Source organism: Mesorhizobium sp. M1027 (assembly GCF_040318745.1).
Taxonomy (GTDB): Bacteria; Pseudomonadota; Alphaproteobacteria; order Rhizobiales; family Rhizobiaceae; genus Mesorhizobium.
Genome location: NZ_JAMYMW010000003.1, coordinates 109338 through 134413, shown reverse-complemented (window position 1 = coordinate 134413; position 25076 = coordinate 109338). Strand labels below are relative to the sequence as shown.

The following is a 25076-nucleotide window of genomic DNA, read 5'->3' as shown; positions in this document are numbered from 1 at the left end:
GTGAATTGCCGACAGTTACCAGAAAGGGGGCGAAAATGGGACCGCAAGGCGGCTGAAAGCTCATGCGTTGTCCAGCGCCTTGAACCACTGCACCAGGAAGTCGACGAAAACGCGAACTTTCGCAGGCAGATAGCGCCGGTGCGGATAGACGGCGAAAATGCCGCCACCAGGCAGGATGCGGTCATCCAGCGCAGTCACCAGCTTGCCGCTTTCGATGTCGGGCGCGGCGATGAAATCCGGCAGGATGGAAAACCCCAAGCCCGCCACGGCCGCCGCCCTTGCCGTCATCGGGCTGTTGACCTCCATCGGGCCGGAGACCGAAACGCTCACCGTATCGCCACTGTCGCCCTTGAAAGGCCAGTTGGTCAGCCAGCGGCCATTGGTGTCGATAATGCAAGGCACACGCGCAAGATCCTGCGGCCTGACCGGCATGCCGTGCTTGGCGATCAGCTCGGGAGACGCGCAAAGCCGCACCGAAAACGGCGCCAGGCGCCTGGCGATCAACGAGGAATTTTCCAGCCGCGAAATGCGCACCGCCAGATCGAAGCCCTCCTCGACCAGATCGACGAAACGGTCGTCGAGTTGAACGTCGAGTACGATATCGGGATGCTGCTTGGCGAAGTCGATCAGCGACTGGCCGATCGGCGCGTCGGCGAAAGTGCGCGGCGCCGATAGCTTGATCCTGCCGCGCACGTCGCCGGAGGATTCGCGCACCGCATCGGCAAGGCTGTCGACCTCGCGCACGATCTCCGAGGCGCGCCGGTAATAGGTGTGGCCCGCCTCGGTCAGGGAGAACTGCCTGGTGGTCCGGTTGAGCAGCAGCGCGCCGAGTTCGTCCTCCAGTTCGCGCACATATTTCGACAGCAGCGCCTTCGAGCGGCCGATCTTGCGCGCCGCCGCCGAAAAGCCTTCGGCCTCGACCACGTCGATGAAGGCGCGCATGCGGGTCAGCGTATCCATGTCATGCGCCTCCTTGGTGGGCTGAAAGGATGCGGGCGGCCAGCGCAATCAACTGCCGGTCGCTGTTCTTCGGACCGAGCAGCGAAAGCCCGAACGGCGCCCCGCCGACCTTGCCGAGCGGCAGCGTGATCTGCGGAAAGCCGGACAGGCCGGAAAGACACAGCAATCTCAGCGCGCGCTCGCGATAGGCCTGCAAATCGTCGAATGACGCGGCCTTGAGCGGCGCGGCACCCGGCGCGGTCGGCAGCACAAGAACGCCGTCATCGCCAAGCAGGCCGGCAAGCGCGAGGCGAAACGAAACGCGACGTTCCGTTTCACGTTGTGCGGTTGCCGCGTCGATGGTCGCGCCGTGCTCGAAACGCTCCTTGACACCGGGTCCCAGCATGCGGTCGCCGCCGGCGATCCAGGCGCCGTGACTTTGCCAGGCTTCATAGCCTTGCAGCTTGCGGAAGCACCAATAGAGATCGTCGGTGGAATGCGACAGCGGGCCGACGGTGCGCGGTGCGCCCAGTACGGACGCGACACTGCGGATCATCGAGCGATATTCCGCGGCCTCCAGCGTGCCGAGCACGAGGCCGTCTAGTGCATCGAGAGCGATGGGGCGCCTCAGTTCGTGGCGATGCGGATCGTCGCCGAGCAGCAGCGTGCCGACTTTTTCGTAGATGACGATGTCGCTTGCGAACCAGCCGAACGTGTCCAGCGAAGGCGCCAGCGGCATGGCGCCGTCGAGCGAGATGCGGCCATGCGTCGTCCTGAGGCCGATCAGGCCGCAGAAGCTTGCCGGCGCACGGATCGAGCCGCCGGTGTCCGATCCGGTTGCAATGTCGGCAAGCCTGCCGGCAACTGCCGCGGCAGAACCGGAGGACGAGCCGCCGGTGACGCGGTCGGGTGCTGCCGGGTTGACCGGCGACGGGAAATGCGCGTTCAGCCCAAGCAGGGAAAATGCGAGTTCGTCGGTCTGCGTCTTGCCGACGAAGCGCGCGCCCGAATCAAGCAGCGCCTGGACGGCCGGCGCGGTCGCCATGGCCGGTGAAGCGTCCCGGTACTTCTGCGGGTTGCCGCAGCCGGTGCGGTAGCCGGCGACGTCGAAGATGTCCTTGACGGCCAGCCGCAAGCCGGCAAGCGGGCCGGATTGCGCATTGGCTACAGGGATTGGATCAAGGTCGAGAAAAGCGTTCAGCGGGCCGCGAGTGCCTGTCATGCGTTCGATATCCGGAATGTGCTTGCCGCAGCATTTTTCTTCTGGTTGCCGCAGCATTGTTCGATGCCACAAATTTTACAACCTGCCATACGATTTTTATTGATTGTGAAATCTTTCGATCTTATATCGCGCTTGCCCAAAGTCGCACGTGCCTGTGGGTGTCCGCCGATCCTCGAATGGTGAGGGCAATCGGTAAGGTAACTGGAGCCAACCCCTCCAGTCGGTTTAGCGGCCAACCGCCAACCGAGGACACCTTGAAGCAACGACGGTGCGGGCCTTTCTGGTGTTCTGCCGGTCGTCCAAAGACCGGGGTTACTGAAGAGGCACACCTTCATTGCCGGCAGTGCGGACGGGTCTCCCATCCAAGCCAAGGCAGACAAAGCGAACCGAGGCCGGGCAAGGCCAAGGTTCACCGCCGCGAGACGGCGCTTCATGGTTCCGGGGTCTCCACCGGCTGGTTCCATGGATTTGACGTCCCGCCTTTGTCCACCGCGTGTTCGCGAGGCCGAGGGCCCGCGTCCGCAAGCCTTTGTGCGCGCCGAAAGGCGCTGATGGAGAGACCCGATGGCTACCCAGCGCATCCTTGACTTTCTCGCCACCCGACGTCCGAACGGCCCGTGCCTCGTCGTCGACCTCGATGTCGTGCGCGACAATTTCCGCGCCTTCGAGAAGGCGCTTCCCGATTCCAAAATCTACTATGCGGTGAAAGCAAATCCGGCGCCGGAAATCCTGCGCCTGCTTGCTGCGATGGGCTCGTCCTTCGACACCGCTTCCGTTGCCGAAGTCGAGATGGCGATGGACGCCGGTGCGCCGGCGGACCGCATCTCCTTCGGCAACACCATCAAGAAGGAGCGCGATATCCAGCGCGCCTACCAGCTCGGCATCCGGCTGTTTGCGGTGGACTGCGTCGAGGAAGTCGAGAAGATCGCACGTGCTGCTCCCGGCGCCCGTGTGTTCTGCCGCGTCCTGACCGACGGCGAGGGCGCCGAATGGCCGCTGTCGCGCAAGTTCGGCTGTGTGCCGGCGATGGCGGTCGACGTGCTGCGCCATGCCAAGGCGCTCGGCCTCGACGCCCATGGCGTGTCGTTCCATGTCGGCTCGCAGCAGACCGACCTGACTGCCTGGGATCGCGCGCTGGCCGATGCCAAGAAGGTGTTCGCGACGCTGGCCGACGAAGGCATCGTGCTGAAGATGGTCAATATGGGCGGCGGCTTCCCGACCCGCTATCTCAGGGATGTGCCGGTGGCGCAGGCCTATGGCCAGGCGATCTTCTCGGCGCTCAGGAAGCATTTCGGCAACGCCATCCCCGAGACGATCATCGAGCCGGGCCGCGGCATGGTCGGCAATGCCGGAGTGATCAAATCGGAGGTAGTGCTGATCTCGAAGAAGGCCGACAACGACAATGTGCGCTGGGTGTTCCTCGACATCGGCAAGTTCGGCGGTCTCGCCGAGACGATGGACGAGGCGATCCGCTATCCGATCGTCACCGCGCATGACGGCAGCGAGACCGCGCCTTGCGTGCTCGCCGGCCCGACCTGCGATTCGGCCGACGTGATGTATGAAAAGACGCCGTATCCGCTGCCCTTGTCGCTGACCATCGGCGACGAGGTGCTGATCGAGGGCACCGGCGCCTACACGACGACCTACGCCTCGGTCGCCTTCAACGGCTTCGAGCCTCTCCGATCCTACGTGATCTGAAGGCTTCGGCCCTCAGATCACCCCGAGGTGGGCGCCTGTCGCCCGCCCCGGGTTCGCCTGTGGAACAGATCTCCGCTCGTGAAGGATCGCGGAAATGGACATTGTAGATTTCATTGTTGAAGGCGCCGCGGGAATCTCCCCCCTTGAGCGGGAGATGGCCACGAAGTGGCCAGAGGGGGTCGCCGCGCGTGAAGCGCCGACGTTCTTCGTCCACGATAGGGTGTCGCGTCAGGACGTGCCGACCCCCTCTGTCGCTTGCGGCGACATCTCCCCCTCAAGGGGGGAGATAACCGGCGCTTTTGCGATCGTCGCCGAAACTGCGGCAGATATTGCATCGCGCGAGGCTTTGCTCGATCGCGCCATGGGGCCGAAGCGCCGGAAGAAGTCGTCGGAAAAGCTGCGGCGCGGCCGCCGGCCGTCGGAGGGCCTGGCCTTTGTCGCGCGCGACGCGTCGGGCACTGTTGCCGGCACGGTACGGCTGTGGGACGTGGTGCTGGGCGAAGGCGGCAAGGCAGCGTTGCTGCTCGGCCCGCTTGCGGTCGACCCGGCGCTGAAAAATGCCGGCATTGGCTCGGCGCTGATGCACCACGCGGTCGCTGAGGCCGCGCGCCTTGGCCATGCGGCGATCCTGTTGGTCGGCGACGCGCCCTACTACGAGCGCTTCGGGTTCTCGGCCGAAAAGACCGGCTCGCTGGCCATGCCTGGACCTTACGAACGGCACCGCTTGCTGGCGCTGGAACTGGTGGAAGGCGCGCTCGACGGCGCGCAAGGCACGCTGAAGGCGGCCGGGCGCAAGCTGAAGGCACAGCGGCTGCCGCTCGCTGCGTGACGGATCAGAAACAAGCCGCCCATTGCACGGCGGCTTGTTTTCATTCCGGACCGGAGTGGATCAGCCGATCAGCTGGCTGAGCGCCATGGCGACGCTCATGTCGCCTTCGACCTTTATCTTACCGGACATGAAAGCCATGGTCGGGTTGAGATCGCCTGAGATCAGCGAGTCCAAATCGTCGAGCGACAGCTTTATCGTGCAATCGGCCGGCGCATCGGTGGTCGAGACATCGGCGCCGTCGATGACGATGACGCCGTCGCTGCCGGTGTCGAATTTCACGGAACGGTCGAACCCGGCGCTCGCCACGCGCGCGCTGATCTTGTCGGCAATCTCCTGAACGCCCATGGCGGTTCTCCTCGTCTCGTTGCGTTTGTCGCACATTGGCACTTCGATCCGGGACACTTCGATCTGGCCGAAGTCGCCGTCTTGCGCATTTCGCGATCACGGTCGCCGGCGCATATAGCTTCGGGTTGACGTTTACGTCAACGCGGCTCCCCGAGATGAAGATGGGGTTTATCGCCGCAGCATCACGCGGGCATGACACCTTGGGGGCGCTCATGTTGTCATGCGATGCCGCCGGGCGTATCAGGCACCACTCCCCCTTGGATATCGGCGAGCCGCCCGGTGCTTTCCAGAAACGAACCGCCCAGAAACGAACCGCAAGTCTATGCCCGCCGGTTGCGCGCGGTGCTGATCAGATCTATCCCGCTGCTCGAGGCACGTGGCATTGCCGTGGTCATTCTGGCGGCCCTGGTCGGGATGATGGCGGGTGCGCTGGTCACCGGCATGAGCGGACTGGTGCAGGTCCTGCATGGGCTCATGTTCGGCGTTCAGCCCGGCGGTCGGCTTTCGGCGATGTTTTCGCTGCAAAGGCCGGAGCAGGCGCTGATACCGGCGATCGGCGGCATCCTGCTCGGGCTGACGGTGATCTGGCTGAGAAAGCGGAAGTTCCGCACGCCGGTCGATCCGATCGAAGCCAATGCACTTTACGGCGGCCGCATGTCGCTGACCGACACTTTCATCATCGCCGGGCAGACGATGATCTCGAGCGGCTTCGGCGCTTCGGTCGGGCTCGAGGCCGGCTATACGCAGGTGGGTTCGGGCCTGGCGTCGCGGCTGGCGCGCTTGTTCAGGCTGCGCCGCAACGATGTTCGCATCCTGGTCGGCTGCGGTGCCGCCGGCGCGATCGCCGCCGCTTTCGACGCGCCGCTGACCGGCGCCTTCTACGGGTTCGAGCTGGTCATCGGCATCTACTCGGTCGCCAATGTCGCACCGGTAATGGCCGCCGCGATCTCAGCCTCGCTGACCGCCGAGGTGTTCGGCGGCGTGCCATTTCCGCTGGAACTCGCCGGTCTGCCGGCGCTCACCGTCAGCCAGTATTTGCCGTTCATGCTGCTCGGGCTTCTGGGCGGCGGCGCTTCCATCGCCATCATGCATCTGGTGAGCATGATCGAGCGCGTCTTTGCGCGGCTGTCGATCGACGCCTCGCTGCGCCCAGCCATCGGCGGCGTGATGGTCGGGCTGCTGGGGCTGGTCACGCCACAGGTCCTGTCCAGCGGCCATGGCGCGCTGCACCGCGAATTCGCGATGAATTACGGGCTGGCCGTGGTGGCCAGCGTCTTCGTGCTGAAGCTGGCGGCGTCGGCGATCTCGCTCGGCTCCGGCTTCCGCGGCGGCCTGTTCTTTGCCTCGCTGTTCCTCGGCGCGCTGCTCGGCAAGATGTTTGCCGGCGCTATGGCATTCGTCTCGCCGGCGACCGGCATCGACCCGGCCGTCGCCGCCGTCGTCGGCATGACCTCGCTCGCCGTAGGCGTCGTCGGCGGCCCGTTGACGATGACCTTCCTGGCGCTGGAATCGACCCGTGACCTGACGCTGACCGGCGTGGTGCTGGCGTCCTCGCTCATGGCGGCGATCCTGGTGCGCGAAACTTTCGGCTATTCCTTCTCGACATGGCGTTTTCATCTGCGCGGCGAAACCATCCGCAGCGCGCATGATGTCGGCTGGATGCGCAGCCTGACTGTCGGCTCGATGATGCGAAAGGATGTCCGCACCATCGACGCCTCGACGACGCTTGCGGAATTCCGCAAGCAGGTGCCGCTCGGTGCCTCGCAGCGCGTCATCGCGGTCGACGCCGACCTGCATTATGTCGGTGTGCTGATCGTCGCCGAATTGCACAGCCATTTGTCGGACGACGAGATGCCGGTGCTGTCCTTCGTCAAGTTCAAGGACGCGGTGCTGGTGCCGAGCATGAACGTGCAATCGGCCGCCGAGACTTTTCAGCGCGCCGGCGCCGAGGAATTGGCGGTGGTCGAGGATTTCACCGACCGCAAGGTGGTCGGGCTGCTGACCGAAGGCCATCTGATGCGGCGCTATGCCGAGGAACTCGACAAGGCGCGGCGCGATCTGTCGGGCGAGGGGTAGCGAACGTGACAGGCCAAGTCTTGGTCATCGATGGTAGTGAGACGGATGTCCCGGTTATCCCCCTGTAAGAGGCGGCATCAACGCAGCCTCGACAAGGTCGACCTTCCATGCTTCGGGTCTGCCGGTTATCATCGAAGGAGAGCATCAAGGTGAACGAAGACGCCGTCAGTCCAAGGCCGCTTTCGGAAATTGTCAGCTATCACGCGCACATCTACTATGACGGGCAGGCCGAGCGGCAGCATGCCGAATGGCTGCGCCTGCGCATCGGCGAGCGTTTCCGCGTGCGCCTGGGCAACTGGCGCGACGAGCCGGTCGGCCCGCATCAGCAGGCCATGTACCAGGTCTCCTTCGCCACCGGGATTTTCGCTACGCTGGTTCCATGGCTGATGCTGAACCATGGCGGCTTGAGCATCCTCATCCACCCCAACACCACCAACCCCAAGCGCGACCATCTGGTCGACCCGATCTGGATAGGGCGGCCGTTGGGGGTGAAGGGCGAGGTGCTTGGCGAGGAGGATGAGGCGGAGGAGGCGCTGGAGGTGAATACGCAGCCGACGGTGGGGGTGTAGCAGGGCAATCGCATAGGGCAACCAAGGTCTTCGCTCTACGAGTACCCCCACCCCTAACCCCTCCCCACAAGGGGGAGGGAAACTTCTGTTGGCGCTGACCTCGGCAAATTGCATGCCCTTTCAATGCCAAGGAGGACGTAAAGGTGCGCGGCAGCGTTCCCTCCCCCTTGTGGGGAGGGTTAGGGTGGGGTCCTCCTCGCAAGAATCTCATATGCGGTTGTCGGGGCGGGCGAAGAGTGCGGTAACTTTGGGCCGGTGTCTGCTTGACGAAGATCGGTGCTCTGTTTGAGAACGGGAGCTGCATGGGGAGACAAGCAAGCGGTGGGCAAATTGTGAGGCGCGTTCTTCGAATACTGGCCGCGCTGACCATGGCGTTCGGGGTGGCCGGCTGCACAAGCATTTCCTACTACGCGCAGTCGCTGGAGGGTCATGTTCGGATCATGGCGGCGCGCAAGAATGTTGGAAGACTGATCCGCGATCCTTCGACACCTGAGGCATTGCGCAGCAAGCTGACGTCGGCGAGCGCCATAAGACAATTCGCGACAGATGAACTGGCCCTGCCTGACAACAGCAGCTACCGCAGCTACGTCGACATCCACCGGGACGCTGTGACCTGGGCCGTTTTTGCAGCGCCGCAATTCTCGCTCGCGCCGAAAACATGGTGCTTTCCGGTTTTCGGCTGCGTTCCCTACCGGGGTTACTTCTCCCGGAAATCCGCGACGGACAGCGCTGTCGCGCTTCAGAGACAGGGACTGGACGTCTACGTCACAGGCATCACCGCCTATTCCACGCTGGGCTGGTCCAGCGACCCGCTGCTCAGCACCATGCTTCGTCAGGATGACACCTATCTTGCAAGCCTTGTCTTTCATGAACTGGCCCATCAGCGCCTCTATGTGGAGGGCGATTCCGCGTTCAACGAGGCTTTCGCGGTTGCCGTCGAAACCACCGGCACAAGGAAATGGCTCCGCGCCGCCGGCGATCGGGCCGGATTGCGCCGCTACGAAGTCGCTCGCAAGCGCAACGCCGATTTTCTCAAACTGGTGGCGAAAACGCGCGACGAGCTGGCCCAGATCTATGGAAGTCCCCGTACGCCGCAGCAGATGGCGGCCGCCAAGGCAACGGCGATCGACACGCTGCGGACGCGCTACCGGCACATGCGCGACAGGCGCTGGGCCGGATACCGGGGATACGACCGCTGGTTCGATACGCCGATCAACAACGCAAAGCTCGCCGCGACGTCCGTCTACGGCGAACAGGTTCCGGCATTTCTCCACTTGTTCGACCTGTGTGGCGGGGACTATCCAAGGTTCTACGCGTCTGTTCGACGCATCGCGGACAAACCGTCCCGTGCCGAAGCACTGAAGGCGGTGAATAGCTGTGAGTGACTTGAACAAGCAGCGGGCCGAAACATTCTCATCCACCTCAACACCACCAACCCCAAGCGCGACCGTCTGGTCGACCCGATCTGGATCGGGCCGGCCGCCGGGGTGAACGGCGAGGGTCTCGGCGAGGACGATGAGGCGGAAGAGGCGCTGGAGGTGAATACGGAGCCGACGCTGGGGCGTAGGGGGGCTGGGTAGCCCTTCGGTATGTGAGGTTCGGCGTCGGAAATCGCGTGTGCCTGCAGTGCAGTTCAGGCTGGCATGACCGGCCGCTTTGCGCCCAATACCAGTCACTACGACAGCGCCGTTCCTTCGCCAAAAGCGGCCATCACGAAATTCACAGGCCAAGCAACTTTACTCCCAAAGCAGAGGTCATCATCAGTGAAAGAAGTTTCGTTGACGATTGCTACCTCAGCGTAGCCAGAAGGTGCTCGGCAGCCATAACATCCGCAGTCTCCTGGCCCTCAACGAAATGCTCCACGACTGGTTGCAAGAGCTCGCGAGCGCTATCCGCCTCCCTTCGCCCGGCCATCAGCGTTGCCATGTCGATTGCGGTTCGCAACTCCCATGCCCGTGCGCGCTGACTTCGGCTCAACTCCAGTGCCTGCATGAGGTAGGCGGCAGCTTCATCACGGTTGCGCTCCGACTGGAGAAGGAGGCTTCCCTTCATCCGCAGCAACTCCGGGAGGTACAATTGATCGCCGTTCTTTTCGACTTGACCAAGCGACTCGTCGATCAACGCAATGGCTTCATCAACCTGACCAATCGCGGACAGTCCCCTAACTAGCGAGAGATTGAGCGGCGTCGTGAGCAATTCATAAGGCGCCGCGTGGAGCTTCTGAAGAGATGTCTGCAGGCCCTCGACGCCGCTTTTTGCATCGCCGTGACGGATCGCGACTTCGCTTTTGAAACCCCGACCGACCAGCAGGTAAGGAGTCATGGAATGGGATTCCGCGCGGGCGATGAGCATATCTATGTACGCCTCGGCGCTATTCAGGTCGCCGGTCCAAAGGAAGACCGATATCGCCCAGATCAACGCGATCGCCAACGTTAGAGAATGATCCATGGCGGCAGCCTCTTCGACGGCCTGTCGGGCGTGTGCCATGGCTTGATCCGGATGGCCTTGTAGCCAAAGGTTCCTCGCCAGGATGGCCCTGGCCAGGATTTTGCCTTCGAAGCCCAGATAGATCGTCGTGGTCCGCTGGGAGCGCGGCCCACGGTCGAGCGCCGCCTCCAGCTCTGCGCGGGCCTGCGCAAGGTCGCCTCGCAGGTGGAGCGAGATGCCCAGGATCGAGTGTGCCAGCGCGCTGGCGACCGAGTCGTCCAAGGTCGCGGCTGTGGCCGAACAACGCCTTGCAAACTCAAGGGCGGTTGCGAAATTGCCCGTCCGCAGATGGAACATGTTGAGCGGACCCAGCAGACGCACCCGGTCCAGCGGATCGCCGCGCTCCTCGGCGATCGCCAGGCTCCTCTCCAGAGCTACGCGCGCCCTGTCGCGTCCTCCCCGCATGAACATGAAGGACACGCCGAGGGCTGCCTGAAGATGCATCTCGTCAAGTCCGCCGCGGGCGGCATCGTCGAAAGCGAATATTGCTCTTTCAGACCAGCGATGACACTCCGGCAACAAGGACATTGCCAGGAAAACCGGCGCGACAGCGGTGGCGAGTCCGACGCCGATGTCGGCGTTTCCGCTGTCGCCGAAGCACCATTCCAAGGCAGCCCGGACATTATTGATGGCGGCGAAGTGAGGCGCCCGCTCCTCACCGGTCGCCAGGCTTGGCCACTCGATCCCGGTCTGCTCCAGCCATCTCCGATAGTAGGCGGCGTGGCGCACTGCCAGATCGGCAGCCTCGGCGTCATCGATCGGGATGTCGAGAACGTAGGCGCGCGTCGTATCGAGGAGCCTGTAGCGCATCATTGCTCCGACCGGACGCGTCGCCACGATCGATTTGGCGACAAGACTGTCCATGGCGCCAAGGACGGTCGATCGGTCGAGGGTCGCGCTCGTCACCACCTCCAGTGCGGCATCGAGCGTGAAATGACCGACGAATACAGCGAGCCTGCGAAGCACCACGCGCTCAAGGTCGGTCAGGAGGCCCAAGCTCCAGTCTAGTGTCGCCTGCAGGGTTTGCTGACGCGGCGGCGCGGTCCGCGAACCGAGCCACAGCAGTGTCAGGCGTTGATCAAGAAGCGCGGCGGTCTGTTGCAGCCCATAGGATTCGACGCGCCTGGCCGCCAGTTCGATGGAGAGCGCCACGCCGTCAAGCTTTCGACAGATGCTTGCGATGAGCAGGGCTTCCGCATCGCTGACGTCCAAACGAGCGCCGCCTGCCACCGCTCGTTCGAGGAACAGTTGGGTGGCCGGGAAGGTCTGGACAATGGCCGCCGTTAGTCCAGGTTCGTCGGGCGGATAGGCAAGCGCATCCAATCGATAGATATGCTCGCCCTCAACCCGAAGCACCTCGCGGCTCGTTGCCAGAATGTGGACCTGTGACGTCGCATCGACGATGCTTGCTGCCAAAGGCGCCACCGCATCCAAGAGATGCTCACAGGTATCGAGGATCAAGAGAATCCGCTTGTTGCGCAAGTAAGCGATTAGGTTTGGCGTGGCATCTTCTGTTTGAACGGACAGCCCAAGCATCGAGGCGACGGCTGTCGTCACCAGACCGGGATCACCGATCATTCCCAGATCGACGAACAGAACTGCCCCATAAAATGCGTCGATCAGATGATGCCCGACTGCGATCGCGACGGTGGTTTTACCGACACCGCCGGCGCCAACGATGGTGACGAACCGCGAAGCATTCAGCTGCGCCGAAAGCTTGAGAACGTCCTCATCCCGCCCGACCATTCTGCCCAAGCGGTTTGGAAGATTCGCATGCGGAAACCCAGCGGCGATCAATGGGGCTTCGTCGTGTGTGCTTGATCGCGAGACCGGTGCAACGAAGCAATAGCCGCGCCCCGGAAGCGTCGCGATGTAACGCGCGCCATCCTTTCCATCGCCCAGCGCCTTGCGCAGCCCGGTCATATGGAACCGCAGGCTGCCTTCCTCGACAACCACATCGGGCCAGACCCGCGACATCAGATCCTTCTTGCTGACGACTTCATTCGGCGCGGAAGTCAGGACGATGAGAATTTCAAGGGCGCGCGAGCCCAGCTCTACGGGAGCGCCCTCTCTTGTCAGGAGCCTTTCACCCGCAGCCAAGCAGAAAGGGCCAAACGACAATCTGTCTTTGGCCTGACTTGCCGTTATCGTCATGGCGTCTCTTCTTTTGGGAGCCGCCTGCACCCAGCGCCTCAGTTTAAGTCAAGGAACGCTCCCGCACCATAGGGAGTCTCCACTGTCTGGCCCCTCCTATCTGCTCAAAAAAGCGGCTGGCGGGCAGCGACTAACAAGAGCTCACGACGCATAACGGGCTAATCCCATCTCCCGGGGGTACGTCAAGCAGTGCAGATCGCATCCATCAACCCCAGGAGAGTCCCATGGACACGACCAGAACCTCCGAAACAATCGACCAGGATCGCCGGCGACTCTTGGGCACTGCCGCGGTCGGCATCGCCGCCGCAGGCGCCGCGAGCCTGCTCCCGTCACAAAAGGCCGCCGCATCAACCAGCGATGGCATCCGCCCCTTCACCGTTAGCTTCCCGCAGGAGGAGCTCACCGAGCTTCGCCGGCGCATCGTCGCTACGCGCTGGCCCGAGCGCGAGCTCGTATCCGACGAGGCCTCCCGGCGGATCTGGTCGACCCCTGCGACGGTAGGGCCAACGCAGGGCGTGCAACTCGCCACGATGCAGAAGCTCATGCAGTATTGGGGAACGGAATATGATTGGAGCAAATGCGAGGCGCGGTTGAAGGCGCTGCCGAATTTCGTCACCGAGATCGACGGCCTCGACATCCACTTCATCCACGTGAAATCCAAACATCGGGGCGCACTGCCTGTCATCATCACGCATGGCTGGCCCGGTTCGGTCATCGAACTCCTGAAGATCATCGATCCGTTCACCAATCCCACTGCGCACGGCGGTACCGCGGCCGACGCGTTCGACGTGGTGATCCCGTCGATGCCGGGCTACGGCTTTTCCGGCAAGCCCACCGAAACCGGTTGGGATCCGGGGCGCATCGCGCGGGCGTGGATCGTGCTGATGAAACGCCTCGGCTACGACCGCTACGTCGCGCAGGGCGGCGATTGGGGAGCACTCATCACGGAACAGATGGCCCTGATCGCACCTCCCGAGCTGGTCGCCATCCACACGAATATGCCGGGGACCATTCCGCCGGAGATCGTGAAGGCGCTAGCCTCCGGCGGTCCGCCCCCCGCTGATCTTGGCCCCGACGAGAAGCGTGCCTACGAGCAGGTAGCGTTCTTCTACAAAAACGGCCTGGGCTACGCCAACGAGATGGCTCTTCGTCCGCAAACTCTCTACGGGATCGTCGATTCACCGGCCGGCCTGGCGGCGTGGATCCTCGATCACGATGCGGACAGTTATGCGCTGATCGCCCGTTCCTTCGATGGAGAGCCGGAGGGCCTTACCCGCGACGACATCCTCGACAACATCACGTTCTACTGGCTGACGAACACGGCGATCTCGTCGGCGCGTCTCTATTGGGAACATACGCAAACGGCGAAGGCTGGCTTCTTCGACGCCAAGGGCATCACAATTCCCGTCGGTGCGACTGCGAACCCCAGCGAAATCTACACCGCACCGAAGAGTTGGACCGAACGCGCGTTCCCGAAGCTTCTGCACTATGGCCGCACGGACAAGGGCTGCCATTTCGCCGCCTGGGAGCAGCCGAAGAGTTTCACCGATGAGGTGCGCGCAACATTCAAGACGTTGCAGACATGACGTGTTGGCGGGGGATGGCGCGCCGGACGCGCGTCATCTTCCGCCCAGCGATAGCTGCGTAGCGAACCTCCGAAGGGAGCGACTGCAATGAACCCTCTCATCAAGACGCTCGCCGCACTCGCGGCTTGCACCGTGCTCGCCACGGGCGCGTTTGCCCAGAGTACAGTCGTTCCCATCGACAACGAGCCCGCACCCAAGCTGATCGTGGAGCCGCCGCTTCCGGGTCCGCTGGCCGGCGGCGTCGTGTTCATCCCGTACCGGGTGGAGAACTTGCGCATCCTGCCTGTGGGCGGGGCGGCCGCGCGCAACGTGTCTCCGCGGGTCGGGCATCTGCACGTCACCGTCGACGACCTGCCTTGGGCGTGGGCGGACTACGGTCAGAGCAACACCATCATCTTGGTGGGAATGCCAAGCGGCCAGCACATGGTGCTGATCGAGGTGGTGGATCCAGAAGGCAAAGTCTTCACCAAACAAACGGTGACGTTCCACACTCCGGACAAGACGGTGCAGCCATGAGGCTCGACCAACTGGCGGCCGTGCTGGCATTCGGGCTTTGCGTCCTTTCCGCGCCCGCCTCCGCCAACCCGGTTGAGGATCGCTCGATCCGGCCCTTCAAAGTCTATGTGCCGCAAGCGCCGCTCGATGATCTTCGCAGTCGCATTGCGCAGACACGGTGGCCCGACCGGGAGACGGTCGATGACCAGTCGCAGGGCATACAGCTCGCGAAGATCAGGCCGCTCGTCGAGTATTGGGGCACGGCCTACGACTGGCGGACAGCGGAAGCGAAGCTGAATTCCCTGCCCCAGTTCATGACCACGATCGACGGCGTGGAAATCCACTTCATTTACGTTCGCTCGAAACATCCCAATGCCCTGCCGCTGATCATGACGCATGGCTGGCCCGGCTCGGTGCTCGAACTGCTCAAGACCGTCGGCCCGCTCACCGATCCCACGGCGCATGGCGGTAGCCCGGAAGACGCGTTCGACCTCGTACTGCCGTCGTTGCCGGGTTTCGGCTTCTCCGGCAAACCCACAGATACTGGCTGGGGTACAGACCGCATTGCACGAGCCTGGGCAGAGCTGATGAAGCGCCTTGGCTACACAGATTACGTCGCCCAGGGCGGCGACTGGGGCTCTCCCGTTTCGAATGCAATGGGACGTCTGGCCCCGGCAGGCCTGCTCGGCATTCATGTCAACCTGCCGGCTGTCGTACCGCCAGAGATTGCCGCGGTGCTCGCCGCCGGCGGACCGGCGCCGTCGGGGCTCACGGACAAGGAGCGCGCGGCGTTCGATGCGCTCAGCATGGCCGCCAAGATGGGGAACAGATCCTACGCCACGATGATGGGCACCCGGCCCCAGACGATCGGTTACGCCATCAATGACTCCCCCGCAGGGCTCGCCGCTTGGATGCTCGGACATCCGGGCTTTTCGGGCTGGACCTACGACAAAAGCGACCCTGAAAAGTCGCCTGACGAAGTGCTGGACGATATCACGCTGTACTGGCTGACGAACACCGCCACCTCGTCCGGGCGAATTTACTGGGAGTACGGCGGCGGGCGCAGTCCCGTTTTTGCCGGCGCTGAAAAGACCAGCGAAGTCTCGCTGCCGGTGGCCATCACGGTCTTTCCGGGCGAAGGCTATCGGGCCCCCGAGACCTGGGCCCGGCGCGCCTACCCCAACCTGATCTACTTCCATGAGGTCGACAAAGGCGGCCACTTCGCCGCGTGGGAGCAGCCGGAGCTCTTTTCTGCCGAGTTGCGCGCCGCGTTCAGGCCGCTGCGGCAAACCAACAACCACCTCACTCGAAAGGAACGACAAATGTCTCAAACCATGAAAACGCCCCATGACGAAAAGCGCGAAACTGCGACCGGGACCCTCAAAAAGCAGGCGCTCGACATGAAGCTCGAGGTCGTGGTCATCCCCGTCTCGGACGTCGATCGCGCCAAGAGCTTTTATAGCGGCCTGGGCTGGCGGCTCGACGGCGATTTCGTCGTCGGCGATACGTTCCGGGGTGTGCAGTTCACACCTCCGGGCTCGCCTGCCTCGATCCACTTCGGCACGGGGATCACGACGGCGGCGCCCGGCTCGGCAAGCGGACTTTATCTTGTCGTGTCGGACATCGAGGCGGCGCGCGTCGAGCTCATTGGCCACGGCGCCGAGGTCAGCGAGGCGTTTCACCGCACAGGTCCCGGCAGGCCGGCGGTCAAGGGGCGCGATCCCGAGCGGCGCAGCTACTCCTCGTTCGCGACGTTCAAGGACCCGGACGGCAACGAATGGCTGCTGCAGGAAATCACCACCCGCTTTCCCGGCCGGATCGACTCCAATGTCACGACCTACGCTTCCGGAGCGGATCTTGCTGCCGCGCTGCGACGCGCGTCGGAGGCCCACGGCGAGCACGAGAAGCGCAACGGCGGCCAGCGCGATGAGAACTGGCCGGACTGGTACGCGGAATACATGGTGGCTGAGCAGGCCGGCAAAGAGCTTCCGCTTTGAAGGATTCAGCGCGCAGCGCGCCGCCGAATCGTCTGCGCGGCGATATCGATCGAAACTGAAAAGGCGTCGTCGATGAAAGCAACCAAGCTGCTCGTCGCCGTGGCGCTCGCACTGGCAATCGGGGCTCCGATTGCCAGTTTTCTGGGAGACACGAATGTGGCTCAGCCGATAGCCTCCGCACCGATGAGGGTTCCGTTTCTTCACGGACTTTTCTCCCTCCAGTTTGAGGGTCAATCCGAGCTTGCTTCGCTTGGCGTGGCGAACGAGTGGATAAATTCGCCGCCGCTGACGCCGTCGGCTTTGCATGGCAAGGTCGTCCTCATCGATTTCTGGACCTACACCTGCATCAACTGGCTGCGCACGCTTCCCTACGTTCAGACCTGGGACGAGAAATACCGGAAGCATGGTTTGGTGGTGATCGGAATCCACGCGCCGGAGTTCGCGTTCGAAAAAGACCTGAACAACGTGCACCGGGCGGTGAAAGACCTGGGGATCGATTACCCGATCGCCGTCGACAATGACCATCTCATATGGCGGGCTTTCAGCAACCAGTACTGGCCGGCACTCTATTTCGTCGATTCGCGAGGACGCGTCCGGTATCACCACTTTGGCGAGGGCTCATACCAACAGTCGGAAATGGTCATCCAGGAATTGCTGACTGAGGCTGGCGCCGGCGGATTCGACCGTGAGCCTGTGTTGGTGGATGCCCGCGGCATCGAAGCCGCGGCCGATTGGGAGACCCTCAAGTCTCTGGAAAATTATCTCGGCTACGAACGCACCCAGAATTTTGCCTCCGCCGATGAAGCGGTCTTGGACGCGCCGCACATCTACGACGTGCCGGCGCGACTACGCCTGAATGAGTGGGGGCTGTCTGGCAGTTGGACGGTAAGGAAAGAAACCGCCGTACTGAACAAGTCCGATGGCCGCATCGCGTACCGTTTTCACGCGCGCGACCTTCATCTGGTCATGGGTCCGGCAGCGCCGGGAACGTCTGTGAGATTTCGCGTGCTGATCGACGGACAGCCGCCAGGCACGGCTCACGGCATCGACGTCAATGAAAAGGGCGAAGGCGCAGTGACAGAGCAGCGCCTGTACCAACTGATCCGACAATCGAAACCCATCATCGATCGGCAGTTCGAGATCGAGTTTCTCGACTCAGGCGTGGAGGTCTTTGCATTCACGTTCGGCTGATCGCCCGCGCAAGGATAGAGGTTCCCAAATGCATTCGCTCAATATTCCGGATGAGATCGACCAAGATCGCCGTCGGTTCTTTGGCGCCGCCGCGATGGCTGTCGCCGCCACTCAGTTCGGCCTGATCGGCCCGGCACAAGCGCAACAGACGACTGGCGAGCCTGCGGCGTCCTTTGGGCCCTTGAAGCGGATCGAGGCCGGCGTGCTGAGCGTCGGCTATGCGGAACTTGGACCGACCGACGGCCCGCCCGTCATCCTGCTACATGGCTGGCCGTATGACATCCACACCTATGCCGATGTCGCTCCCCTGCTTGCCGCAAAGGGGTACCGCGTGATTGTGCCCTACCTGCGCGGCTACGGCACTACGCGCTTCCTGTCGAACGAGACGATGCGCAACGGTCAGCAGTCTGCGATTGCCGCGGACATTGTCGCCCTGATGGACGCACTGGCCATCGAAAAGGCGACGATTGGCGGCTGCGACTGGGGCGCCCGCACCGCGAACATCATTGCTGCACTATGGCCTGAACGCTGCAAGGCGATGGTCTCGGTGAGCGGCTACCTCATCGGCAACCAGCAAGCCGGCAAGCTGCCGCTGCCACCCAAGGCCGAGCTGCAATGGTGGTATCAATATTACTTCGCCACCGATCGCGGCCGCGCCGGCTACGAGAAATACACAAGGGATTTCGCCAGGCTGATCTGGCAACTCGCGTCGCCGCAGTGGAATTTCGACGATGCCACATTCGAGCGCAGCGCCGCAGCCTTCGACAATCCCGATCACGTGGCCATTGTGATCCACAATTATCGCTGGCGGCTCGGACTCGCCGACGGCGAGCAGCAATACGACGCGTTCGAGGAGCGACTCGCGCAGGCACCGGTCATCGGCGTGCCGACGATCACCCTCGAAGGTGACGCCAATGGCGCGCCGCATCCGGACGCCAGCGTGTACGCCACGATGTTCCCGGCCAGATACGCGCATCGGGTCGTCACCGGCGGCATCGGGCACAACCTGCCCCAGGAAGCGCCGCAGGCCTTTGCCGATGCAGTTGTCGAAGCCGACGCCTGATGGAGTTCGCGGCAACCGCCCAAGCGGCGGTTACCGCTACCAGCAAAAGAATGCCAATGAGCCACATCGCAAGGGTTGTCTATACGGCCAGGACCGCAACCACGGGCAGCCGCGAAAATGGCGCCTCGCGCAGTTCCGACGGCCTTCTGGACATCTGGCTATCGACGCCTGGATCGGCGCGCATCGGCACCAATCCGGAGCAGTTGCTCGCGGCCGGCTGGTCGGCCAGCTTCGCAAGCGCAATCGCATCTGCGGCCCACGAACGAAAAATCGCGCTGCCTGCAGGGATGAGCATCGAGGCCGAGGTGAATCTGAACTACGGAGAAAACGGCCACTTTCTTAGCATCCAACTGGATATTGCCGTGCCGAGTCTGGAGCGCGATGTGGTACAAATTCTGGTGGATGAAGCGCACGAGATTTGTCCCTACTCCAAAGCGACACGGGGCAATATCGATGTCATAATGAGGATCGTCTGATTTGACCTACATCGCTCTTCGGCGTTGAAGCTTTTGGCACCTCGCTCCCAGTCTGTTCCGGGTCAGATCATGATCATGCCCACATCGACGTGAATGTCCGCTTTCGATATCCGCGGGCTCGAAGCTGCCGGTCCGTTGTCGGCCCCATCAACGACGTTCGAGACCTTGATGCTAGGCAATGCCGACGACCCCACCTATCCCCCCGCCAACCGCGGCAGCAGAAAAATCTCCGCCCCTTCCGGCAGTTCCTTCGACCAGGTGTCGCGATAGATCGTCCCGTCGATGGCGACGGCGATGCCGCGATCGATGTATGGCTCGAGGCCGGGATACTGTTCGGCCAGTTTCCTGAACAGCTCCCGAATATCCTTGGCCTCGATTTCGACCTTGCTCTTGCCTCCGGCGATCGCGCCGAGCGACCCCCAGAGCGTTACTTCGACCATCAGCCTCCCCGTTCCGCCTCGAGCGCCGCCAGGATGCGCGGCGGCGACATCGGAATGTGCGTCATGCGCACGCCCGCGGCGTTCGACACCGCATTGGCGATCGCCGCCAGCGGCGGCACGATCGAGGTCTCGCCGACGCCGCGCACCCCGTAAGGATGGTTAGGATTGGGGATCTCGAGGATCTGCGTGTCGATCATCGGCAGGTCCGAGCAGACCGGGATGCGGTAATCCAGGAAGCCAGGGTTCTGCAGCCGCCCGTCCTTGCCGTAGATATACTCCTCGTTGAGCGCCCAGCCGATGCCTTGCGCGGCACCGCCCTGGTACTGTCCCTCGACATAGGTCGGATGCACCGCCTTGCCGGCGTCCTGAACGACGGTGTAGCGCAGCACCCTGGTCGAGCCTGTCTCGGGATCCACCTCGATATCGCAGATATGGGTGGCGAAGGAGACGCCGGCGCCGTCGGCGACGAGCTCACTATGGCCTGCGATGGGTCCGCCCGTCTTTCCGGAAGCGGCCGCGATCTCCTTCAGCGACAGCGGCGAGAGGTTGCCGTGCGTCGCGCCCTTGGCAATCGCATGACCCTCTTCCCAGACCACGTCGTCGACGGGTATGTCCCACATCTGCGCGGCGCGCTGCCTGAGGACCTTGATGGCGTTGCGAGCGGCGGAGATCGTCGCCATCGAAGACGAGAAGGTGCCGCGGCTGCCGTCCGTCATGTCGTTGTAGCCGAGGCTGGAGGTATCGGCGACCACCGCCTTGATCTGCTCATAGGGGATACCGAGCTCCTCCGCCGCCACCAGCGACAGCGACGCGCGGGAACCACCCACATCGACCGTGCCGACGGCAAGCGAGACCGAGCCATCCATGCCCATGTTGAGGTCGGTGCAGGTCTGGCCGCCGAAGTTGAACCAGAAGCCGCAAGCCATGCCGCGGCCCTGATTCTTGCCGAGCGGCGCCTTCATGTGCGGATGGTTCTTGGCCGCCTCCAGCGTCGGCCCGATGCCGATCGGCCCATATACCGGGCCGTAGGACGATCTGGTGCCTTCCTGCGCCGCGTTCCTGATCCGAAACTCGACCGGGTCCATGCCGATCTCCTTGGCCAGCTCGTCGACCGCGCTTTCCACCGCAAACGCTGCCATCGGCGCCGACGGCGCCCGATAGGCCGCGGTCTTGGGCCGGTTGACCAGCACTTCGTAGCCGACCGTCTTGACGTTCTCGAGCTTGTAGCAGGCAAAGGCGGTCATGGCGCCGATCTCGGCCCACATGCCGGCATAGGGGCCGCAGGAATAGCGCAGCGTCGCCTCGGCCGCCGTAATCGTGCCGTCCTTGCGGGCGCCGATCCGAACATCGATCGAGGTGGCGCTGGTCGGGCCGGAGGCGCGGAACACCTCGTCGCGCGTCATGACCAGCTTGACCGGCCGGCCGGCCTTGCGTGACAGCGCCAGTGCCACCGGCTCGGCCCAGACATGGGTCTTGCCGCCGAAACCGCCGCCGATCTCCGACGAGGTGACGCGCAGCTTCGAGGCTTCCATGCCAAGCAACTGGGCACAGTGCTGGCGGTAGACAAAATGGCCCTGCGTACAGACCCAGAGGTCGGCGGTGCCGTCGGAGCTGACATTGGCCACGCAGGCATGCGGCTCGATATAACCCTGGTGCGTCTGCTCGGTCTTGAAGGAGCGTTCGACGACGTAATCGGCCTGGCCGAAGCCTTCATGGATGTCGCCATGGCCGTACTGGGTTCGCTTGGTGACGTTTGAAGGCTTGACGGGCTTTTCCTCGAGGCCCTCGGTGAAGATGGCGTCGTTGATCAGGGGTGCGGAGTGCTTCATCGCCTCGTCGACGTCGGTGACATGCGGCAGCACCTCGTAGTCGACCTCGATCAGCTTCAGTGCCTGCCTCGCCGTGCGGGCATCGACCGCAGCGACCGCGGCCACGGCATGGCCGTCATAGAGCGCTTTCTTGCGCGCCATGCAGTTGTCGAGGATGTCGTACATGGCGGCATCGCCGTCGGTCAGGTCGGGCAGGTCGGCCGCGGTGATCACCGCCTTGACGCCGGGGAGCATCTGCGCCTTCGACGTGTCGATCTTCCTGATCGTGGCATGCGCATGGGGGCTTCTGAGAACGCGCCCGACCAACTGCCCGGCCATGTTGAAGTCGGCGCCATAGCGTGCGCGGCCCGTCACCTTGTCGACACCATCGGGACGAATGGGACGCGTGCCGACAGAGGTGAAATTGCGTCCGGAGTAACGCGGATCGAAATTCATCGTTATGCTCCCTTCATCACGCTTGTTTCATTACGATGGCGGCGTCCTGAACGGCACGCACGATCTTGTCATAGCCGGTGCAGCGGCAGAGGTTCCCGGCGAGGCCGAAGCGGATCTCCTCCTCGGTCGGATCGGGGTTCTTGGCCAAAAGGTCCTTGGCCGCCATGAGGAAGCCCGGCGTGCAGACGCCGCATTGAAGTGCGGCGTGCTCCAGGAATTTCTGCTGCAGCGGATGCAGCCTGTCGCCATGCGCCATACCCTCGATGGTCTCGAGGTGACGGCCCTCGGCTTCCGCACCGAGCACCAGGCACGAGCACACCAGCCGATCGTCGAGGATGATGCTGCAGGCGCCGCAGTCGCCGGTGCCGCAGCCTTCCTTGGCGCCCGTCAGCCCCAGGCGATCGCGCAGGACATCAAGCAGCGTCTCGTCCGGCTGGCAAAGGAACTCGACATTGTCGCCGTTGATTGTCGTTGATACTGCTACACCGGCCATCACTTGCCTCCTGCACGTGCATAGGCGGTCGTGGCGGCCCGCTTGGCCAGCACACCCGCAACTTTCCGTCTGAATTCGATAGTGCCTCGCTTGTCGTCGATCGGACGGCAGGCGCCCGAGCAGACTTTGGCGAGCCTTTCCAACGTGGCTTCGTCCAGCTTGGAGCCGATGAGAACCTCGGCAGCCTCCTCGACCAGAACCACCGTCGGCGCCACGGCGCCTAGCGCCAGGCGGGCGGATTTGACGCGACCTTGCTCATCGAGCGTCAGGTTCACGCCGGCGCTGACCACCGCGATGTCCATCTCGGTACGCGGAATGAAACGCAGATAGGCATCGCCCGAACGCGGCAGACGTTTGTCGAGCAGGATTGCCTCGATGATCTCGCCCTTGGCCAGCGACGTCTTGCCCGGCCCAGTCGGCACCGCTTCCACGGCAATCGGTCGCCTGGTTCCAGGGCCGACGACCACCGCCTTGGCGCCAGCGGCCACCAGTGCCGGCACGCTGTCGGCGGCCGGCGAGGCGTTGCAGAGATTGCCGACGATGGTGCAGCGTCCCTGCACCTGCTTCGAGCCGATCAGCTTGGCCGCTTCGACGACGCCGGGCCATGCCTTCTGCAGGGCCGTGTTCTCGCCCAGCACGGCGCATGGGACCGCCGCGCCGATGCTGAAGCCCTCGGCTGTTTCCCTGATCTCGCCAAGCCCGTCGATCGCCTTGATGTCGACGATCAGGTCGGGTTCGATAAAGCCGCCCTTCATTCTTACCAAGAGGTCGCTGCCTCCGGCGAGGATGGCGGCCGTGCCGGCTGAGTCGGCCAACAGGCCGGCGGCGTCTTCAATTGAAAGCGGACGTATGTAACGCATCGTCTCCCCTTACTGGTCATAGTCACATCAACTGATATAACCGTCTCTCGACAATGGCCATCCTGTTCGTGCATTCGCGGATTGGGCCAGGCGCCGCAATTTCATTTTGCTCGTCCAACTGGACGCACCGCCAGCCACTAATGCTCGATCGGCCCCTTCGGCATGACCAGCGCCGTGCCGGCTGTCGTCGGGCGCTCGATCATGCGGCGGACGCGCGGTGGCTCGTTGCCGCTGTGCAGCGCCCTTATACGCTCGCCGATGACGGCGTCCGCGTAGGTGGCGCGCCGATTGTGGCGGATATACTCGACCCAGGTCGGCGTGTGGTAGTGCTCGATCCATATCGACGGATTCTCGAGATCGCGCGCCAATGTCCAGTTGCGGGCGCCGTCACGGCGGCGGATGCGGCCGCGCTCGGCCATGGTGGCGAGGAATTCCGGCACGTCCTCGTTACGGATGACATATTCGATCATGATGGCGATTGGACCGCTGCGCGGCTTGAGATCAAGCGCCAGATGCGGCTCCTGGAAGCGGTTGAGCGGATCGAGGTTGAGCACCGCCTGCTGCGGCAGCGGCAGCAGCAGGCCGATGGCACCTCCCGCCAGCATGGCGACGCTGGCCGCCATCAGGGCGACTTCGGCGCCATGCGCGTCGGCGACGACGCCCCAGACCCAGCTGCCGAGCGCGATGCCGCCGAAGGTCGCGGTCTGGTAGACTGAGAGCACGCGGCCGACCACCCAGCGCGGCGTCGACATCTGTACGGTGACGTTGAAGTGCGACAGCGCCGTCACCCAGCAGGCGCCGCCGACCAGCAGGCCGAGCGACGTCTGCCACGCATGATTGCTGACGGCGGCGTTGACGGCGCAGACGGCGAAACCGGCGAATGCCGTGCGCACCATGGTTTCGCTGGACAGCAGCTGCCGTAGCCTGACGCTGATCAGCGCGCCGCCGACGGCGCCGATGCCGAAGGCGCCGAGCATGATGCCGTAGCTCAGGGCATCACCCTTGACGACGTCACGTGCGACCAGCGGCAGCAATGCCAGGACCGCGCCGGCGCTGAAGCCGAAAGCGGAGCTCCTGACCAGCACCTTGCCGATGTTAGGCGACATGGCGACGTAGCGCAGGCCAGCGCCCATTGCGGCGCCCAGCGTCTCGCGCGGCAAGGTCGATGCCGGCAGTTCCGGCTTCCAGCGGGCCAGCACGACGATGAGGCCGACATAGCTCAGCGTGTTGACGGCGAAGGCCGCGGCGGCACCTGCCGCGGCAACGATGATACCACCGATCGCCGGGCCGACGCTGCGCGTCAGGTTGAAGCCCATCGAGTTGAGCGCGATCGCCGCCGGCACCTTGGTGCGAGGCACCATGTCGCCAACCGAAGCCTGCCAGGACGGGCTGTTGAGCGCGGTGCCGCTGTCGATCAGGAAGGTGAAGGCGAGCAGCGTCCACGGCGTCATCAGGTCGAGATAGGTGAAGACGGTCAGAAGAGCCGAGACGACGAGCATGAACATCTGCGCGATCAGCATGATTTTGCGCCGGTTGAAGCTGTCGGCGATAGCGCCGGCCAGCAGCGCAAACAGCATGATCGGCAAGGTGGTCGAGGCCTGGACCAACGCGACCTGGTAGGACGAGGTGGCGATCGTCGTCATCATCCAGGCGGCGCCAACGCCCTGGATGAGACCGCCGAAATTGGAAACCAGGCTGGCGGACCACACCGCCCGGAAGATGCCGTGCCGGAACGGCGCCAGCGCCGAGGCGCTTTCGCTTTCCGGTGTGTCGTCCCTCATAAATGCTTTCCCGGGCTCAAATGCGTTTGTTCTTCCGATGAATCGGCCCCTCAAGCCATGGATTCAAAAAATAGAACATCACGTCGCAAAGGGCGAACGCATTCTGGAAAA

The 25076-nt window shown here is 63.5% G+C and carries 20 protein-coding genes and 1 pseudogene; 12 read left to right on the top strand and 9 right to left on the bottom strand.

What is annotated here, in order from left to right; genetic code table 11:
* Positions 1-60 precede the first annotated feature (60 nt).
* Together NKH50_RS07690 and NKH50_RS07685 are read right to left on the bottom strand one after the other, a co-directional pair.
* A complete protein-coding gene (locus tag NKH50_RS07690; RefSeq protein ID WP_352688077.1) occupies positions 61-960 on the bottom strand; it encodes a LysR family transcriptional regulator in 900 nt (299 codons plus the stop codon).
* Position 961: 1 nt separating this feature from the next.
* Positions 962-2161, bottom strand: a complete 1200-nt coding sequence (locus NKH50_RS07685; RefSeq protein ID WP_352506313.1) for an amidase — start codon at positions 2159-2161, stop codon at positions 962-964.
* 564 nt (positions 2162-2725) lie between these two features.
* Between NKH50_RS07685 and odc2 the strand changes: the two genes are divergently transcribed.
* Together odc2 and NKH50_RS07675 are read left to right on the top strand one after the other, a co-directional pair.
* Positions 2726-3859, top strand: a complete 1134-nt coding sequence (gene odc2 / locus NKH50_RS07680) for an ornithine/lysine decarboxylase (RefSeq protein ID WP_352506312.1) — start codon at positions 2726-2728, stop codon at positions 3857-3859.
* A 265-nt stretch (positions 3860-4124) separates the two neighbouring features.
* Positions 4125-4688: a GNAT family N-acetyltransferase gene (locus tag NKH50_RS07675; protein WP_352702960.1), complete on the top strand. Its 564-nt coding sequence runs from the start codon at positions 4125-4127 to the stop codon at positions 4686-4688.
* A gap of 60 nt (positions 4689-4748) precedes the next feature.
* Here NKH50_RS07675 and NKH50_RS07670 read toward each other — a convergent pair whose 3' ends face one another.
* A complete protein-coding gene (locus NKH50_RS07670) occupies positions 4749-5033 on the bottom strand; it encodes an SCP2 sterol-binding domain-containing protein (RefSeq protein ID WP_352478267.1) in 285 nt (94 codons plus the stop codon).
* A 333-nt stretch (positions 5034-5366) separates the two neighbouring features.
* Between NKH50_RS07670 and NKH50_RS07665 the strand changes: the two genes are divergently transcribed.
* The 3 genes from NKH50_RS07665 (at position 5367) to NKH50_RS07655 (ending at position 9063) form a co-directional block, all read left to right on the top strand.
* Positions 5367-7109, top strand: a complete 1743-nt coding sequence (locus tag NKH50_RS07665; protein WP_502906844.1) for a chloride channel protein — start codon at positions 5367-5369, stop codon at positions 7107-7109.
* A 149-nt stretch (positions 7110-7258) separates the two neighbouring features.
* Complete coding sequence (locus tag NKH50_RS07660) at positions 7259-7678, top strand: DOPA 4,5-dioxygenase family protein (RefSeq protein WP_352702823.1); 420 nt, start codon at positions 7259-7261, stop codon at positions 7676-7678.
* A 368-nt stretch (positions 7679-8046) separates the two neighbouring features.
* Complete coding sequence (locus NKH50_RS07655; protein WP_352702963.1) at positions 8047-9063, top strand: aminopeptidase; 1017 nt, start codon at positions 8047-8049, stop codon at positions 9061-9063.
* Between the two features lie 403 nt (positions 9064-9466).
* Here the strand turns inward: NKH50_RS07655 and NKH50_RS07650 are convergent, their stop codons facing one another.
* On the bottom strand, positions 9467-12319 hold the full coding sequence (locus NKH50_RS07650) for an ATP-binding protein (RefSeq protein WP_352877717.1): 2853 nt from the start codon (positions 12317-12319) through the stop codon (positions 9467-9469).
* A 224-nt stretch (positions 12320-12543) separates the two neighbouring features.
* On the opposite strand from NKH50_RS07650, the gene NKH50_RS07645 reads away from it, so the two are divergent.
* The 7 genes and pseudogenes from NKH50_RS07645 (at position 12544) to NKH50_RS07615 (ending at position 19127) form a co-directional block, all read left to right on the top strand.
* Positions 12544-13905: an epoxide hydrolase family protein gene (locus NKH50_RS07645; protein ID WP_352877714.1), complete on the top strand. Its 1362-nt coding sequence runs from the start codon at positions 12544-12546 to the stop codon at positions 13903-13905.
* A gap of 87 nt (positions 13906-13992) precedes the next feature.
* Positions 13993-14421, top strand: coding sequence for a DUF6130 family protein (locus NKH50_RS07640; RefSeq protein ID WP_352647557.1), 429 nt, complete (start codon positions 13993-13995; stop codon positions 14419-14421).
* Positions 14418-15689 (top strand): annotated as a pseudogene (locus tag NKH50_RS07635) (epoxide hydrolase family protein); the annotation flags it as partial. The gene NKH50_RS07640 and the pseudogene NKH50_RS07635, both read left to right, overlap by 4 nt.
* Positions 15690-15722: 33 nt before the next feature.
* Positions 15723-16397: a VOC family protein gene (locus tag NKH50_RS07630; RefSeq protein ID WP_352878103.1), complete on the top strand. Its 675-nt coding sequence runs from the start codon at positions 15723-15725 to the stop codon at positions 16395-16397.
* Positions 16398-16469: 72 nt separating this feature from the next.
* Complete coding sequence (locus tag NKH50_RS07625; RefSeq protein ID WP_352877711.1) at positions 16470-17588, top strand: redoxin family protein; 1119 nt, start codon at positions 16470-16472, stop codon at positions 17586-17588.
* A 43-nt stretch (positions 17589-17631) separates the two neighbouring features.
* The gene (locus tag NKH50_RS07620) at positions 17632-18651 is read left to right on the top strand and encodes an alpha/beta fold hydrolase (protein ID WP_352878100.1); all 1020 of its coding nucleotides are present in this window, start codon (positions 17632-17634) and stop codon (positions 18649-18651) included.
* 56 nt (positions 18652-18707) lie between these two features.
* Positions 18708-19127 (top strand): Ohr family peroxiredoxin, encoded by a 420-nt coding sequence (locus NKH50_RS07615; protein ID WP_352877709.1) that lies wholly within the window; start codon positions 18708-18710, stop codon positions 19125-19127.
* A 194-nt stretch (positions 19128-19321) separates the two neighbouring features.
* Here NKH50_RS07615 and NKH50_RS07610 read toward each other — a convergent pair whose 3' ends face one another.
* The 5 genes from NKH50_RS07610 to NKH50_RS07590 all read right to left on the bottom strand — a co-directional run bounded on the left by NKH50_RS07610 (position 19322) and on the right by NKH50_RS07590 (position 24965).
* Positions 19322-19567 (bottom strand): MoaD/ThiS family protein, encoded by a 246-nt coding sequence (locus tag NKH50_RS07610; RefSeq protein ID WP_023675441.1) that lies wholly within the window; start codon positions 19565-19567, stop codon positions 19322-19324.
* A complete protein-coding gene (locus NKH50_RS07605) occupies positions 19567-21831 on the bottom strand; it encodes a xanthine dehydrogenase family protein molybdopterin-binding subunit (protein ID WP_352877706.1) in 2265 nt (754 codons plus the stop codon). Before NKH50_RS07605 ends, NKH50_RS07610 begins: the two co-directional genes overlap by 1 nt.
* A gap of 16 nt (positions 21832-21847) precedes the next feature.
* On the bottom strand, positions 21848-22324 hold the full coding sequence (locus NKH50_RS07600; RefSeq protein WP_352478287.1) for a (2Fe-2S)-binding protein: 477 nt from the start codon (positions 22322-22324) through the stop codon (positions 21848-21850).
* Positions 22324-23184 (bottom strand): FAD binding domain-containing protein, encoded by an 861-nt coding sequence (locus tag NKH50_RS07595; RefSeq protein ID WP_352702836.1) that lies wholly within the window; start codon positions 23182-23184, stop codon positions 22324-22326. The genes NKH50_RS07600 and NKH50_RS07595 overlap by 1 nt, the downstream gene beginning before the upstream one ends.
* A gap of 137 nt (positions 23185-23321) precedes the next feature.
* Complete coding sequence (locus NKH50_RS07590; RefSeq protein ID WP_352702838.1) at positions 23322-24965, bottom strand: MFS transporter; 1644 nt, start codon at positions 24963-24965, stop codon at positions 23322-23324.
* Positions 24966-25076: the final 111 nt, after the last annotated feature.

Bases quoted from the DNA above. Each gene is read 5' to 3' on its own strand.
- NKH50_RS07690 (WP_352688077.1), bottom strand. From the start codon at position 960: ATGGATACGCTGACCCGCATGCGCGCCTTCATCGACGTGGTCGAGGCC.
- NKH50_RS07685 (WP_352506313.1), bottom strand. From the start codon at position 2,161: ATGACAGGCACTCGCGGCCCGCTGAACGCTTTTCTCGACCTTGATCCA.
- odc2 (WP_352506312.1), top strand. From the start codon at position 2,726: ATGGCTACCCAGCGCATCCTTGACTTTCTCGCCACCCGACGTCCGAAC.
- NKH50_RS07670 (WP_352478267.1), bottom strand. From the start codon at position 5,033: ATGGGCGTTCAGGAGATTGCCGACAAGATCAGCGCGCGCGTGGCGAGC.
- NKH50_RS07655 (WP_352702963.1), top strand. From the start codon at position 8,047: ATGGCGTTCGGGGTGGCCGGCTGCACAAGCATTTCCTACTACGCGCAG.
- NKH50_RS07650 (WP_352877717.1), bottom strand. From the start codon at position 12,319: ATGACGATAACGGCAAGTCAGGCCAAAGACAGATTGTCGTTTGGCCCT.
- NKH50_RS07645 (WP_352877714.1), top strand. From the start codon at position 12,544: ATGGACACGACCAGAACCTCCGAAACAATCGACCAGGATCGCCGGCGA.
- NKH50_RS07640 (WP_352647557.1), top strand. From the start codon at position 13,993: ATGAACCCTCTCATCAAGACGCTCGCCGCACTCGCGGCTTGCACCGTG.
- NKH50_RS07630 (WP_352878103.1), top strand. From the start codon at position 15,723: ATGTCTCAAACCATGAAAACGCCCCATGACGAAAAGCGCGAAACTGCG.
- NKH50_RS07625 (WP_352877711.1), top strand. From the start codon at position 16,470: ATGAAAGCAACCAAGCTGCTCGTCGCCGTGGCGCTCGCACTGGCAATC.
- NKH50_RS07615 (WP_352877709.1), top strand. From the start codon at position 18,708: ATGAGCCACATCGCAAGGGTTGTCTATACGGCCAGGACCGCAACCACG.
- NKH50_RS07610 (WP_023675441.1), bottom strand. From the start codon at position 19,567: ATGGTCGAAGTAACGCTCTGGGGGTCGCTCGGCGCGATCGCCGGAGGC.
- NKH50_RS07605 (WP_352877706.1), bottom strand. From the start codon at position 21,831: ATGAATTTCGATCCGCGTTACTCCGGACGCAATTTCACCTCTGTCGGC.
- NKH50_RS07600 (WP_352478287.1), bottom strand. From the start codon at position 22,324: ATGGCCGGTGTAGCAGTATCAACGACAATCAACGGCGACAATGTCGAG.
- NKH50_RS07595 (WP_352702836.1), bottom strand. From the start codon at position 23,184: ATGCGTTACATACGTCCGCTTTCAATTGAAGACGCCGCCGGCCTGTTG.
- NKH50_RS07590 (WP_352702838.1), bottom strand. From the start codon at position 24,965: ATGAGGGACGACACACCGGAAAGCGAAAGCGCCTCGGCGCTGGCGCCG.